This window comes from Sphingomonas piscis, assembly GCF_011300455.1.
Classification (GTDB): Bacteria; Pseudomonadota; Alphaproteobacteria; order Sphingomonadales; family Sphingomonadaceae; genus Sphingomicrobium; species Sphingomicrobium piscis.
The window spans coordinates 1,425,699-1,439,364 of record NZ_CP049869.1; the positions used below are offsets into that span (position 1 = coordinate 1,425,699).

Annotated in this window: 19 protein-coding genes; 10 read left to right on the plus strand and 9 right to left on the minus strand. The window is 61.7% G+C overall.

The window, feature by feature from the left end:
* Nucleotides 1-27: 27 nt before the first annotated feature.
* The 8 genes from mnmG to hemE form a co-directional block, all read right to left on the minus strand.
* The gene (gene mnmG / locus G7077_RS07085) at nt 28-1,704 is read right to left on the minus strand and encodes a tRNA uridine-5-carboxymethylaminomethyl(34) synthesis enzyme MnmG (RefSeq protein ID WP_166411090.1); all 1,677 of its coding nucleotides are present in this window, start codon (nt 1,702-1,704) and stop codon (nt 28-30) included.
* A gap of 59 nt (nt 1,705-1,763) precedes the next feature.
* Nucleotides 1,764-3,044 carry a tRNA uridine-5-carboxymethylaminomethyl(34) synthesis GTPase MnmE gene (mnmE, locus tag G7077_RS07090; RefSeq protein WP_246167095.1) on the minus strand — a complete coding sequence of 427 codons (1,281 nt, stop codon included), beginning with the start codon at nt 3,042-3,044 and terminating at the stop codon, nt 1,764-1,766.
* A gap of 18 nt (nt 3,045-3,062) precedes the next feature.
* On the minus strand, nt 3,063-3,791 hold the full coding sequence (locus G7077_RS07095) for a TerC family protein (protein WP_425505272.1): 729 nt from the start codon (nt 3,789-3,791) through the stop codon (nt 3,063-3,065).
* The gene (locus G7077_RS07100; protein ID WP_166411091.1) at nt 3,791-4,084 is read right to left on the minus strand and encodes an antibiotic biosynthesis monooxygenase family protein; all 294 of its coding nucleotides are present in this window, start codon (nt 4,082-4,084) and stop codon (nt 3,791-3,793) included. Before G7077_RS07100 ends, G7077_RS07095 begins: the two co-directional genes overlap by 1 nt.
* Before the next feature lie 13 nt (nt 4,085-4,097).
* The gene (rho, locus tag G7077_RS07105) at nt 4,098-5,354 is read right to left on the minus strand and encodes a transcription termination factor Rho (protein ID WP_166411092.1); all 1,257 of its coding nucleotides are present in this window, start codon (nt 5,352-5,354) and stop codon (nt 4,098-4,100) included.
* A gap of 131 nt (nt 5,355-5,485) precedes the next feature.
* Nucleotides 5,486-6,043, minus strand: coding sequence for a metal-dependent hydrolase (locus tag G7077_RS07110; protein WP_166411093.1), 558 nt, complete (start codon nt 6,041-6,043; stop codon nt 5,486-5,488).
* A 5-nt stretch (nt 6,044-6,048) separates the two neighbouring features.
* Nucleotides 6,049-6,501 carry a CopD family protein gene (locus G7077_RS07115; protein WP_166411094.1) on the minus strand — a complete coding sequence of 151 codons (453 nt, stop codon included), beginning with the start codon at nt 6,499-6,501 and terminating at the stop codon, nt 6,049-6,051.
* The gene (gene hemE / locus G7077_RS07120; protein WP_425505318.1) at nt 6,501-7,463 is read right to left on the minus strand and encodes a uroporphyrinogen decarboxylase; all 963 of its coding nucleotides are present in this window, start codon (nt 7,461-7,463) and stop codon (nt 6,501-6,503) included. The genes G7077_RS07115 and hemE overlap by 1 nt, the downstream gene beginning before the upstream one ends.
* 431 nt (nt 7,464-7,894) lie before the next feature.
* On the opposite strand from hemE, the gene G7077_RS07125 reads away from it, so the two are divergent.
* The 9 genes from G7077_RS07125 to G7077_RS07165 all read left to right on the plus strand — a co-directional run bounded on the left by G7077_RS07125 (nt 7,895) and on the right by G7077_RS07165 (nt 12,570).
* On the plus strand, nt 7,895-8,431 hold the full coding sequence (locus G7077_RS07125) for a Maf family protein (protein ID WP_246167096.1): 537 nt from the start codon (nt 7,895-7,897) through the stop codon (nt 8,429-8,431).
* Complete coding sequence (gene coaE / locus G7077_RS07130; RefSeq protein WP_166411096.1) at nt 8,428-9,021, plus strand: dephospho-CoA kinase; 594 nt, start codon at nt 8,428-8,430, stop codon at nt 9,019-9,021. Before G7077_RS07125 ends, coaE begins: the two co-directional genes overlap by 4 nt.
* Before the next feature lie 8 nt (nt 9,022-9,029).
* Complete coding sequence (gene dnaQ / locus G7077_RS07135; RefSeq protein WP_166411097.1) at nt 9,030-9,728, plus strand: DNA polymerase III subunit epsilon; 699 nt, start codon at nt 9,030-9,032, stop codon at nt 9,726-9,728.
* 56 nt (nt 9,729-9,784) lie between these two features.
* Nucleotides 9,785-10,348, plus strand: coding sequence for a ribosome hibernation-promoting factor, HPF/YfiA family (gene hpf, locus G7077_RS07140; RefSeq protein WP_166411098.1), 564 nt, complete (start codon nt 9,785-9,787; stop codon nt 10,346-10,348).
* Between the two features lie 27 nt (nt 10,349-10,375).
* Nucleotides 10,376-10,840, plus strand: a complete 465-nt coding sequence (locus tag G7077_RS07145; RefSeq protein ID WP_166411099.1) for a PTS sugar transporter subunit IIA — start codon at nt 10,376-10,378, stop codon at nt 10,838-10,840.
* A 12-nt stretch (nt 10,841-10,852) separates the two neighbouring features.
* Nucleotides 10,853-11,197 (plus strand): DUF1491 family protein, encoded by a 345-nt coding sequence (locus tag G7077_RS07150; RefSeq protein ID WP_166411100.1) that lies wholly within the window; start codon nt 10,853-10,855, stop codon nt 11,195-11,197.
* A gap of 177 nt (nt 11,198-11,374) precedes the next feature.
* Nucleotides 11,375-11,662 (plus strand): hypothetical protein, encoded by a 288-nt coding sequence (locus G7077_RS07155; protein ID WP_166411101.1) that lies wholly within the window; start codon nt 11,375-11,377, stop codon nt 11,660-11,662.
* Nucleotides 11,663-11,724: 62 nt separating this feature from the next.
* A complete protein-coding gene (locus G7077_RS07160) occupies nt 11,725-12,006 on the plus strand; it encodes a cell wall hydrolase (protein ID WP_246167097.1) in 282 nt (93 codons plus the stop codon).
* Between the two features lie 156 nt (nt 12,007-12,162).
* Nucleotides 12,163-12,570 carry an MmcB family DNA repair protein gene (locus G7077_RS07165; RefSeq protein ID WP_425505319.1) on the plus strand — a complete coding sequence of 136 codons (408 nt, stop codon included), beginning with the start codon at nt 12,163-12,165 and terminating at the stop codon, nt 12,568-12,570.
* Here the strand turns inward: G7077_RS07165 and G7077_RS07170 are convergent.
* Nucleotides 12,567-13,175 carry an ankyrin repeat domain-containing protein gene (locus tag G7077_RS07170; RefSeq protein WP_166411102.1) on the minus strand — a complete coding sequence of 203 codons (609 nt, stop codon included), beginning with the start codon at nt 13,173-13,175 and terminating at the stop codon, nt 12,567-12,569. The genes G7077_RS07165 and G7077_RS07170 overlap by 4 nt on opposite strands.
* A 52-nt stretch (nt 13,176-13,227) precedes the next feature.
* On the opposite strand from G7077_RS07170, the gene G7077_RS07175 reads away from it, so the two are divergent.
* On the plus strand, nt 13,228-13,665 hold the full coding sequence (locus tag G7077_RS07175) for a YcgN family cysteine cluster protein (RefSeq protein WP_166411103.1): 438 nt from the start codon (nt 13,228-13,230) through the stop codon (nt 13,663-13,665).
* Nucleotide 13,666: the final 1 nt, after the last annotated feature.

The window sequence follows — 13,666 nt, forward strand, 5'->3', positions numbered from 1 at the left end:
TTCCCCTTGCGGCGGCGAGCTCCTCAATCATGCCGCTCGACGGATCGATGCAAGATAGAGCGCGGATAGTGCAGCCGGCGTGACGCCGTGTATGCGGCTTGCTTGATCGATAGTCTCGGGCCGAGCTTGGGCGAGGCGCTCAGCCATTTCATTGGAGATGCCAGGAATTGACCCGAACTCGAGATCTCGCGGGATGAACGCTCCCGCGTCTTTCCGAACCGTCTCCCACTCACGTTCCTGGCGGATGAGGTACGGGTGATATAAGGCGTCAGCACGGCCTTCAGCCGTGTCTTGCCAGAGCGGCGTCGAGCGGCGCTCGAAATGCTCCATGATCGCATTTCTTCGTTCAGGAGAAACGCAGCCCAAGCCGAGGGCATCCGTTCCCAGGCGCGTAGTCGCGTTATCAGCACGAAGACTCAGGCGATACTCTGCGCGGGCTGTCATCATGCGGTACGGCTCGCTGACACCCTGCAAGGTTAGATCGTCAACCATCACTCCGATATAGCTCGTGCGCCGGTCGAAGCGTGCCTCCTCAACATCCAGCGCCGAAGCCGTTGCGTTGAGACCGGCGACAAGACCCTGTGCTGCGGCCTCTTCATATCCCGTCGTGCCATTGATCTGACCGGCAAGGAACAGATTGTCGAACCCATTCACCTTCAAGGTAGACCGGAGGCGCCGCGCATCGACGAACTCATATTCGACCGCATAACCAGGGCGAGCGATTCGAGTCTGCTCCAATCCTGGAATGGATCGAACAAATTCCATCTGAACATCGTACGGCAACGAGGTTGAAATGCCGTTGGGGTAGACCAGTTCTGTCTTGAGGCCTTCCGGTTCAAGAAAAATCTGGTGGCCATCGCGGTCGCCGAATCTTTTCACCTTATCTTCAATCGATGGGCAGTAGCGCGGGCCGCGTCCCTCGATTGCACCAGCGAACAAGGGAGAGCGGTCAAAGCCTCTGCGAATAATGTCGTGCGTTTCCTCGGTCGTCCGAGTAATTGAACAGCGCAGATGCGGCGGAGCATCACGGCTGGGTAACGCCGACATCGTCCACTCATCGACATCGCTGGGCTGCTCCTCCAGCTTGGACCAGTCGATCGTTCTACCGTCGAGCCGTGGCGGCGTACCCGTTTTCAACCGTCCTTGCGCAAGACCAATCTCCCGTACCTGGGCAGCTAAAGGGACCGACGCCTTCTCGCCGGTGCGACCGCCGGCAATCAGTTCTTCACCTACGAACATGCGGGCATCAAGGAAGGTGCCGGTGGCGATCACCACTGCTGAGCAAGGCAACATGGCGTTGCGGGTTCGCACACCGGTTACCAGCCCGCCTGAGATACGCAGCTCGACCGCCTCATCAATGATGAGCTCCACGCCTTGCTCGCCTAACGCTTCCGAGATCGCAGAACGGTAAAGCTGCCGATCCGCCTGGATACGTGGGCCCCAGACTGCTGGCCCCTTGCTCCGATTGAGCATCCGTCGATGGATTGCCGCACGGTCCGCCGCGCGTGCCATCAGCCCGTCGTAAACGTCCAGCTCCCGAACCAGGTGACCCTTACCGACGCCCCCTATGGACGGGTTACACGACATCTGACCCGCATCTTCAGCACGGAAGCTGATTATGCCAACGCGGGCGCCTCGACGCGCGGCCGCAGCAGCGGCTTCACAGCCGGCATGCCCTGCGCCAATTACGAGAACATCAAACATCGCGGCGCACTAGCACAATTCGGTCGCGCGCCGGACAGCAGTTTGTTTCACGTGAAACATCACTTCCCGAGGCAAAAACGTCCGAACAGGTGGTCCAGTACCTCTTCAACCCCTGCCCTTCCGGTTAGTCTATAAAAAGCAGCTCTAGCGGCGCGCAACCCTTCCGCAGCGATTACAACGTCAGAAAATCCTACGTCGTTGATCGCGGCCATTGCGGCGCCGAGTTCGACGGCCTGTCGTCGGTTTAGAGCGACCGCGCCCTCTATTGGAAGTAGCTGTTTGGTAATAGCCAGTGTCCGCTCCAACAGCTCGGCGACCCCATCGCCCGTGGCATTCGACACACGTAGAACCCTTGTTCCCGAACTAGAATCAGGAGCTACCAAGTCGGACCGGCTCAATATCAGAATTTTGTGGCTGTGAGCTGGGCAGTCCAGCGGATCGCCTAGCCACCAAAGGATGTCAGCCCGCTCCGCGGCCTGCTGGGCTTTTTGAATCCCAATCCGCTCGACGACATCGTCGGCATCCCGTAGTCCAGCCGTGTCCACCAAAATGAGCGGAACGCCGCCGATGGCGACAGGTGCTTCGATCTGGTCCCGAGTGGTCCCGGGCACATCGGTGACAATCGCCCTCTCACTTTGCAGGATAGTATTGAAAAGACTGGATTTTCCGGTGTTCGGCGGTCCGGCGATCACGACACGCACGCCGTCTTTCAGGGGCTCCGCCCGCGGCCGCTCGAGCCACGCCTTCCACTCTGCCGCCAATGCAGCACAGTCAGCCGCGAGCGCCGGATCGCTGTCGACATCATCCTCATCGACATAGTCGATCGCCGCCTCGGCGCGCGCGGATAGCTGGAGCAATTCACGTTGCCAGCGGTCCACCTCACGCCGCAAGCCGCCCTCCGCCATTGCAAGCGCGGACTTACGCTGGCTCTCCGTCTCCGCCTCCAGCAGGTCGGCAAGCCCTTCTGCTTCCGTCAGGTCGATGCGGCCATTGTCAAAGGCCCGCCGCGTGAACTCGCCTGGCTGTGCTATCCGAAGACCGTCCTGTTCGGACAGCGCGTTCAATATGCCGTCAACCACCGCCCGGCCGCCGTGGCAGTGAAATTCGACGACGTCCTCACCCGTCGCACTGAACGGACCATCAAAACGAAGCACCAGCGCTTCGTCGAGCAGATCACCCGACGGAGAATGGAGCAACCGCACGGCCGCTCTTCTCGCCTCCGGCAAGTCGCCAGCAATCGATCGCCCAGCCCGGTGCGCGAGGGGGCCGCTGACCCTTATCAAGGCAATCGCCGCAGGCGGGCGTCCGCTCGCAAGGGCGTAGATGGTCGGCAGGGTCACTGGTGCCCGCCTACATGATTAGGCGATCAGGGTACCCAGGCCGACCTGCGGATCCACCCAGCCATCATAGACCATCTTGCCAGCCACGTAGACGATCACGATCAGGCCGACATAAGCAATCCAGCGGTAACGCTCGATATATTTGGCGATGATATTGGCTGCGAGCCCCATCAGCGCCACGGCGAAGATCAGTCCGACGATCAGGATCCCCGGATGATCGCGAGCCGCGCCAGCGACCGCCAGGACATTGTCGAGGCTCATGCTGACGTCGGCGATCGCGACCGCCCAAGCTGCGCCCGCGAAGCTCTTGGCCGGCCGCAATCCGCTATTTTCGTCTCCGTGGACTTCCTCTGACCCGGCGCTCTGGCCCGCATGGCGGAGCTCACGCCACATCTTCCAGGCGACCCACAACAGCAGAAGGCCACCCACCATGATCAGGCCAACGATCTGCAAGAGCTGAGTGACGATCAAGGCGAACAGGATGCGGAGAACAAGCGCCGCAAGCACGCCGATCAGGATGACCTTCTTGCGCTGTTCGGCCGGCAGACCGGCGGCGAGGGCACCGACGACGATCGCATTGTCGCCCGCCAGGACAAGATCGATCATCAACACCTGGAGAAAGGCGGCGAATGCGGCCGGCTCCGTGATGTTTGAGAAGTCGTTGAGAATATGTCCCCAAATGTCGGCAGGAGAACCAAACCCGGCCGGCGCCGAGTGCGCTGCAACGCTCATCATCTCGAGCAACATCAGACGATCGACTCCTCAAAATATTCCACGGTCGGCATCGGCTCGTAAAAGCCATGAAGCAGGTGGCGCCACTCTTCGTAACGGTCCGACGTGCGGAACCCGTCGCGATGGGCGGCGACATCCGTCCAAATCACGCGCAACAAATAACGTTCCGGCTGGTCTGACGACGGACGCACTTCGATGCCCTGAAATCCCGGCGAGACTTCGATCAGGCTCCGCGCCTTACGCATCGTCGCCTCGAACGCGGCCGCCTGGCCCGGCTTCACCTCCAGAATTGCATGCTCGACAATCACGAAGCGGGCTTCGTTATTGATTCATAGAAGCGAAGAAGTCCTCGTTGGACTTGGCATCCTTCATCTTGTCGAGCAGGAATTGCATCGCGTCGACCGTGCCCATTTGCATCAGGATACGGCGGAGCACCCACATCTTGGTGAGCACATTCTGCTCGACCAGCAGCTCTTCCTTGCGGGTGCCGGACTTGCCAACGTCGAGCGACGGGAAGATGCGCTTGTCGGAGACCTTGCGGTCGAGCACGATTTCGCTGTTGCCGGTGCCCTTGAACTCTTCGAAGATGACCTCGTCCATCTTGGAGCCGGTGTCGATCAGCGCCGTGGCGATGATAGACAGGGAGCCACCTTCCTCGATGTTCCGGGCAGCGCCGAAGAAGCGCTTCGGCCGCTGCAAAGCATTGGCGTCTACACCGCCGGTCAGCACCTTGCCCGAGCTCGGCACCACCGTGTTATAGGCGCGGCCCAGGCGGGTGATGGAGTCGAGGAGGATCACGACGTCCTTCTTATGCTCGACCAGGCGCTTGGCCTTCTCGATCACCATCTCAGCGACCTGGACGTGGCGAGACGCCGGCTCATCAAAGGTCGAGGATATAACCTCGCCCTTCACCGAACGCTGCATGTCGGTGACTTCCTCCGGCCGCTCGTCGATCAGCAGCACGATCAGGAAAACCTCCGGATTATTGTCGGTGATCGCCCGCGCGATGTTCTGTAGCAGCACGGTCTTGCCGGTCCGCGGCGGCGCCACGATCAGCGCTCGCTGGCCCTTGCCGAGCGGAGCGACGATGTCGATCACCCGCGCGCTCTTGTCCTTGATGGTCGGATCGAGCGTGTCGAGCCGCAGCTTCTGGTCCGGATAGAGCGGCGTCAGATTGTCGAAATTGACGCGGTGGCGCACGGCATCCGGATCATCGAAATTGATTGAGCTGACCCGGGTCAGCGCAAAGTAGCGCTCGCCGTCCTTGGGAGCGCGGATCTCGCCCTCGACCGTGTCGCCGGTACGAAGACCGAAGCGGCGGACATGATTGGGCGCGACATAGATGTCATCGGGACCGGCGAGATAATTCGCCTCCGGACTGCGCAGAAAGCCGAAGCCGTCGTTCAACACCTCGATGGTGCCGGTCCCCATGATCTCGGCGCCATTGTCGGCCTGAACCTTGAGGATGGAGAACATGAGGTCCTGCTTGCGCAGCGTTGAAGCGCCCTCAACGCCCATTTCCTCGGCCATGGCGACCAGTTCGGCGGGGCTTTTCTGCTTCAAGTCCTTGAGATGCATGTGGATTCTTTTCTTGGGTGTTTTGATGGGATGTCGGGTGGCGAATGCGGCGCGTGCCGCGGACATCTGAAAAGGAAGTGACAGCCGCGCTCGGCGACAAAGAACTGGCCGAACAGCCGTCTTGCGGGGAGTTATGTAGGCTTGCCGCCGCTGTCAATCACGCCAGGCCGGGCGGCTACACTTTTTGCCGTGAAGCGAAGGAAAGCTGCGAGCAACACGGCCGGAAGTAGCAGCCACATCAATTCCGAGGCGAACACCGGCCAGATTGCACCGCTCTCGAACCCCTGCAAGCCGATTGGCGAGACCTGGACGGGGTGGACGAGGAACTTCCATCGTTCATGGTCCATGGGCCAGAGCAACATGATGCCCTTCCCTCCACCCGTCAGCATGTCCGCGAGCGAGTGCGACAAATTGCTGAGCATGACGAAAAGGAATGCGCTTAACCGTCGCTTACGGAAGCAAAGAGCGGCAGCTCCGCCGATCAGGAGCGCAAACAGCAAGGTGTGAGTCGCACCTCGATGACCGAAATCCGCAGCGTGCGGCACGCCGAACCAGCGGCTCACCAAGTCCGCGTCGGGTAGCATGGCGGCGGCCATGCCCACCATGATCAAAGGCCGCGTCAAGCGTGCTTGCGGTACCGCCGCCGCCCCGATCAGCGGCAGCAATGCGTGCGTGATGACGGTCGGCACTGCGCCTAGAAAGGTTTGACGATCACCAGGACGACAATCAGCGCCGCGGCGATTCCGGGGATCTCATTCATGATCCGGAGCGTGCGATTTTCAAGCGGCCGTTTGCCTTGGGCAAGGCGCTTTCCGTAGACCGCAAGCCAGCCCTGATAACCGCTCAGCGCGACCACCATGAGGAACTTGGCGACGAACCAGCCCTGGTGCCAAGCGCCGATGTTCGCGGCTAGCAACAAGCCCAGGATCCAAACCAGCCCCATCGCTGGCCCAAGGATGATCGACCGGACCCGCTCCTCCCGTTCGATCCAGGCGCGGTCCTCGGCCGACCCAGGCGTCGTTTCATGATGGTAGACATAGAATCGGGGCAGGATGAACAAACCGGCCATCCAGAAGATGACAAAGGTCAGATGCGCCGCCTTCACCCACGGATAAGCATTACCAAGGAAGCCAACCAAGCCGTCCATCAACGCCCCTTCACCAGCTGCATCAAAGTCTCGACATGCGCGATCGGGGTTTCCTTGATGATCCCGTGGCCAAGATTGAAGATGTGCGGGCGGTCCGCGAATGCGTCAAGCACCCGTTGCACGGCATCGCCCAATGCTTCTCCGCCTGTGAGCAACGCAAGCGGATCGAGATTGCCCTGCACCGGCATCCCATTGGGCAAAGCGCGGCTGGCCCAGACCGGATCAACTGTCTCGTCGATCCCCACCGCATCGATTCCGGTCTGTTCGGCATAAGCGGGCAACTTGCCGCCTGCGCCCTTCGGGAAGCCGATCACGGGAATGCCTGGGTGGCGCGTCTTAAAGGCAGCGACGATCCGGCTCGTCGGGGCGATGACCCAGCGCTCGAACTGTTCGGGTGACAGGCTGCCCGCCCAGCTGTCGAACAATTGCACGCACTCCGCCCCAGCCTGAATCTGGCCTGAGAGATAATCCACCGTCATGTCGGCGATGGCGTCGATGATCCGGCCGAACCGGGTAGGGTCGAGATAGGCCAAGGCACGGCTGTCCGCCTGATCGCGGCTTCCCTGGCCTGCGATCATGTAGGTCGCGACCGTCCAGGGAGCGCCGGCAAAGCCGATCAGCGTCTTCCGGGGCGTAAGTTGGGCCTTCACCTTGGCCACCGTGTCGTAAATCGGCTGTAGGCGCTCTGGAGCCGCCGTCAGGCCGTCCAGGGGCGCACCAAGCAGCGGTGGGGAGAGCCGTGGTCCTTCGCCCGCAACGAATGTCAGATCTTGGCCTAGCGCGTAGGGAACGATCAGGATGTCGGAGAAGAGGATGGCGGCGTCGAGCTGCGGGAAACGCCTCAGCGGCTGAAGCGTGATCTCCGCTGCAGCATTGCCGTCGTAGACCAGCTCCAGAAAGCCGCCCTTCTCCTGCCGCAACGCGCGATACTCCGGAAGGTAGCGCCCGGCCTGGCGCATCATCCACACCGGCGGCGGGTCCAGGCGCTCGCCGCGAAGCACACGAAGCAGGGGATTGTCGGCCGAGCCGGAGGCCAAGCCGGAAGGTTGGGACGCCACCCTCTTTCTCTCCTTAAATAATATATAGAATAGATAGATAAGGTTGTTGGGGCGCGGGTAGCGGGGTTTAGGGCCACCTCCCAAACTTGCCAACAATGGCCGCCTCTAGGCGACTCCGTACAATCCGGCGAGTCGCGCCGGACCGCACCCATGATTCACAGGCTGTGGGCCGATCGCAGCGGCAGTGGATGAATTGTTGAACAAGCATGAGCGATCGGTTGCGAACCGCTCGGTTGAGCCCGTCCCCAGATTGGCGCTACGCCGGGCACAGTGTTTTTCCACAAGGTTATGCCGTGCCGCTGATTCTCGCTTCCGCAAGCTCAAGCCGAAGGGCCATGCTGGAGGCGGCTGGCGTGCCGTTCAGCGTGCAGCCGTCGTCCGTTGACGAAACCCAGATGAAGCTGAGGCTCGACCCTACGGAGATCGCGCTGGAACTTGCCAAGGCCAAGGCACTGAACGTGAGCGGATCGCATGCAGGCGACTGGGTAATCGGCAGCGACTCGGTCGTCAGCGTGGAAGGAAGGGTCTTCGACAAACCGCGCAGCCTGGATGAAGCGGCGGAGCATCTTCGCCTTTTTTCCGGCAAGACGATGCGGCTCACCAGCGCTGTGGCGCTCGCCCGTGGTGGTCAAATCGATTGGGTGCACGAGGAAACGGCCGATTTGCATGTTCGGCCTTTAAGCAATGCCTTCATTGCCGATTATTTGTCGGAGGAGTGGCCTGCCGTCAGCTTTTGCGTCGGCGTGTTCCGGATCGAAGGGCGCGGCGTTCAGCTCTTTAATCGGGTGGAGGGTAGCCATTTCACTATCCTCGGCATGCCGCTGCTGCCGCTACTCAGCGCATTGCGGCAGCGCGATCAGCTGTCCGAATGATCAAGATCGCCCTCACCGGCTCCATCGGCATGGGGAAATCCACGGTCGCGCAGATGTTCGCAGCACAAGGAATTCCGGTGTTCGACGCCGATGCGGAGGTTCGGGCGATCCAGGCCGATGATGCGGACCTCATCGCCGCCATCGGCAAGCTTTTCCCGGACGCCGTTCGGGCTGGTCGACTCGATCGTACGGTGTTGGCCAGGCTTGCACCAATGAGCCCAGAGCGGTTGGCGAAGCTCGAAGCATTGATTCACCCGCGGGTGCGGATCCGCCGCGACGAGTTCATCGCCGCCCATGCGACGGCCAGGGCGCTGCTCTTCGAAATACCTTTGCTGTTCGAAACGGGTGGCGAGGGCGAATTCGACAAAGTGATCGTCGTTTCTGCGCTCCCCGGAATTCAGCGCGCCCGCGCTCTGGCACGGCCCGGTATGACCGCTGCCAAGCTCGATGCGATTCTCGCCAGACAAATGCCCGACCGGGACAAACGATCACGCGCCGATTTCGTGATCGACACCGACACTGACCTATCCACAACTGAGCGTCAGGTGACCGACATCATCGCTTGTCTGGGACTCGCACAAAGCCGATAATCGTCGGCATGCGGGAAGTGGTGTTCGATACGGAAACGACCGGACTCAACCCGGCCGGCGGCGACCGGCTGGTGGAGATCGGTTGTGTCGAGATGTTCAACCGGGTCGAGACGGGCCGGCACTTTCACGCATATTTCAACCCTGACCGGTTGATGCCGAGCGAGGCGGAGGCGGTGCACGGCCTCAGCACCATCTTCCTTTCCGACAAGCCGCGCTTCGGTGAGCGGGTCGAAGAGTTGCTGGAATTTCTGGGCGATGCACCGTTGGTCGCGCATAATGCCAGCTTCGACTTCGGCTTCCTCAATCACGAACTGACCCTCTGCGGGCGGCCGCTCGTCTGCATGACCCGAATGGTCGACACGTTGGTGATCGCCCGGACTCGTCACCCGGGTGCCAAGCACAGCCTCGACGCCTTGTGCACGCGCTTCGGCGTCGACCGCAGCCAGCGCGTGAAGCACGGCGCCCTGCTCGACGCTCAACTGCTTGCACAGGTCTATGTCGAGCTGACGGGTGGGCGGCAGATCGGGCTCGGACTGGTCGCCGACACGCAGGATGCCAGGCTTGCCGACGTGCCGGGAACGATCCGAGTCCGGGAACCCAGGGCGCCGCGGCCTCATCACGCCGCATTCGAGGAACTTGAACGTCACCGCGCGTTTATCGCTAAGCTCGACAACGCGCTCTGGCACCGGTTCGCTCAGGCCAGTTGACGAGCGTCCTGCGCCGCTCCTAACGGCGCGCCCTCGATGCAAGGAGCTTTGCCACAGTGGACGTTCGGGTTTCAGGCCATCAGGTCGACACGGGTGAGACGCTGCGCGAGCATGCCGCCCAGCGCATTTCGGACATCGCCGAAAAATATTTCTCGCGCGCGATCGGCGCCAATGTGACGTTCGGACGCGGGCCGCACAATGATTTTACCTGCGACATTCTGGCACCCGTTGCTCAAGGCGTCGTGCTCAAGGCGTCGCACAGCGCTCAAGAGGCGCAGATCGCCTTCAACGGCGCCGCCGACCGGATCGAAAAGCAGTTGCGCCGCTATGTGCGGCGTCTGAAGGATCACAAGGCCGAACCGGCCGCTTACGTCGAGAATGCCGGCTACACTGTATTCTCGCCTGCCAACGAGGATGTGGAGGAAGCGCCGGACAGCCCGCTGGTGGTCGCCGAAACCCGCGTCGATATTCCCGAGTCTAGCGTCTCTGACGCGGTGATGCTGATGGACCTCCGCAATACCAACGCGCTCTTGTTCAAGAATAGTGCGTCTGGCGAGTTCAACATGATCTACCGCCGGGAAGACGGCAACATCGGCTGGGTCGAGCCAAAGCTCGCCTGACCGCTACGTTCGAAAAGCAGGCACAGCATGCAGCTGCACGATCTCATCGACTTCGACGCCGTCCGGACGAGCATGTCGGCCGGCAACAAGAGGTCTTTGCTGCAGCAGCTCTCTTCATTGGCCGCGTCTCGCCTCGGGCTGGATCCGGCGATGATCCTGGCCAGCGTCAGCGAACGGGAAAAGCTCGGCTCCACCGGCTTCGGTCATGGCGTTGCCATTCCTCATGGCAAGGTCGACGGCCTTAATCGTATTTACTGCCTGCTTGTGAGGCTGGCCGAGCCGATCGACTATAAGGCGATCGATGAAAAACCGGTGGATCTGGTTTTCCTGCTTCTGTCGCCCGTCGATGCGGGCGGCGAGCATCTGAAGGCCCTGGCGGCAATCAGCCGCGTCACGCGGCACGCCCATATTCTCGAGAAATTGCGTGGAGCACGCAGCCGCGACGCGTTGGCCGCCGTGCTTCTCAGCGCGGACGAGCGAGACGCCGCCTGATTTCGCTCCGGCATGGCTGAACGGCTTGCGGCCGCCGTCGAGGTCAGCGGCTTGCTTCGCAGCGTCCAGGCTGGCGGCGACTTCGGCGCGGTCCTTCGTCGGGGGGACGCGGAACGCGGCAGTATCTTGCTTGTGATTGCGTGCCGGGGGCGCCACGTCGTCTGCTTGCAACGGCAGCTCGACTTCATGAGCGGTGACTATCGCTGGGAGCGGGTCGGGCCTGCAGCCGAGGCAAGTTCGGCGGAAATCCGAGATTTCCTGAATCAGCAGGCCCGAATCGATCCGGATTTGTGGCAAATCGAACTGGACATCGCGTCGACGGAACGATTCATCGCTGAAACGACTGGCAAAGGTTGACCCTCCTTTCCAGACGGGGGACACGGGCTCAACAAAGAGCGGGGGGCACCTCCTGACCGGAAAAAGCCGGCAAGGTGCCACGCGAGACGGGGATACTCCCAAGGGACGAGCGGAAGATTTTTCTCCGCGCATTTTCATGCGTGCCCGAGGCGGTTCACCGCACGTGTTTGAGTTTAGATGTTCGTTTCGATCCGTTCTGCGCTGCTGGTTCTTGCCGCACTTTCCGCAAGCTCCGTGGCTCCGGCCCAGGTCCGTTCGGCTCCCGAGCCGCTCATCCCGGTGACCAGCGCCACCCTTCCGGTAACAGTCGAACCCCAGCCGCTGGTGATCGAACGATCTGAACCCCAATCCGATTCCGTTGAAATTGACGACGACGCCCCGGCGATCAAGCCGCAGGGGATCTCACAAGCCTGGTTGCGCAACTGCGCAGCTCCGATGCCGGCAGCCGCGAGCTGGAGTGCTTAGCCGCGGGCATATACTTCGAGTCCAAGAGTGAACCGCTCGCGGGTCAGCTTGCCGTTGGTCAGGTGATCGCCAATCGCGCCAAGTCGAACGGCCGTTTTCCGCCGTCCTACTGTGGGGTGTTGTTCCAGCGTAGCCAGTTCTCCTTCATCCGCGGCCGGTCGCTCCCCAGCGTCCCCCGCGCCAGCCGGCAGTGGCAGACCGCAGTGGCTGTCGCAAAGGTAGTCGATCAGGAGCTGAAGGATTCGTCCGTCGGTAACGCGCTCTTCTTCCACGCCAAGCGGGTCTCGCCGGGCTGGCGGCTGAAGCGTGTCGCCTCCATCGGCAATCACGTCTTCTATCGCTAAGCTATTGAAAGCCGCGGCCGCTCCCGCTGCGAAGCTTGGCTTCGTCCACCTTTTGTTCTAGCAAACGGGCGTGAGCAGCGCGCCCGAGTCCGTCCTCCCCAACTGCTTCAGCGATGCGCCCCCGTCGCAGCGGAGGTCGCGCGCGGAGTCACCCGGCTGTTCTGCCGCCGCGACCTGTTCGCCATCTGTGAGGTTCCGCTGCCCAACGGACGGCGCGCGGATATGATGGCAATCGATCCTAAGGGCGGTCTGACTATCGTCGAGATCAAGGTGTCGAAAGCGGACCTGGTCGGCGACGGCAAGTGGACCGACTATCTCGAATATTGCGACCGCTTCTATTGGGCCGTGCCGCCAAGCTTGTCCCATATTCTCGCCGAAGAACGCTTCCTTCCCGGCGAAGCGGGGCTGATCGTCGCCGATCGCTACGATGCCGCCGTAGCTCGGGAGCCTGCGGAACGGCCCGTGGCTCCTGCACGGCGCAAGGCGGAGTTGCTCCGGTTCGCGCGCCGTGCCGCGCGGCGGCTTTCCGTGCAGATCGACCCCAGTCTTGGTGACTGGAGTTAAAGCCTAAAATCGTCGGCGCTTTTCGCCGTGGCCGGCTTTTTGCGGGTCGACTCGATCAAGCTGATGATCTCCCGATCGCGGCTGTTCTGCTGCGCATATTCGCGTGCGGAACGGCCTCCGAAATTATCCTTCTTGTCGGGATCTGCGCCATTTTCGAGAAGAAGCTTCACGATTGCAGGTTGCCGCGTCTGCACGGCTACGATCAGCGGCGTTTCGCCGCGGCGATTGCGTGAGTCCACCGCAGCACCGTAGGCGATCAGCTGTTCCGCCCCGCCGAGAAAGCCGATCCGGGATGCGATGATCAGCGGCGTGTCCCCCTCGGCGCCGCCCAGATCGGGATCCGCACCTTGAGCCAAAAAGAAGTAAGCCCAGTCGTTCCGCTTGCGCATGCTGACGGTCAGAGCGGTATCGCCCCTCCCATTGCGCGCATTGAGGATGTTCTTGCCATACTTGCCGTACAGCTCCTGAACTTTGGCCCCATCCTCTTTGTCCACCGAATTGACGAAGGTTTCGCGGTCGTTGCCAAGGGTCTGCTGAGCGCCGGCCGGAACTTGGCCGACAACGGCCAGCGCCACGCCTAACATTACGGCACGATGGAAAATCATAAGGTACCCCGCCTTGATTGCGCCCCGTTAGCAAAGCATGGCTGTGCTTGTCATGAACGATGACAAGCCATTCTGGGAAAAGCCACTTTCTTCGCTGGACCGGGGCCAGTGGGAAGCCCTGTGCGACGGCTGCGGCCGCTGCTGCCTCCACAAGCTCGAGGACGAGGACAGCGGCCTTCTCTACCCGACTAACGTGGCGTGCCGGTTGCTCGATCGCCGCACCGGTCTGTGCCGCGACTATAAGCACCGAAAGAAGATCGTCGACGATTGCGTCAAACTCGGACCAGACAATCTCGATGCCCTCGAATGGCTGCCTGACACCTGCGCCTATCGCCTTCGTGCGGACGACCGGCCGCTTCCGAGGTGGCACTATCTGGTTAGCGGGAGCCGTGAGACGGTTCATGATGCCGGACAGTCGACGCGCGGGTGGACCGTCAGCGAGGATGACGCCGGGGATCTGGAGTTCCACATCGTCGAACGGCCGCTCTGAC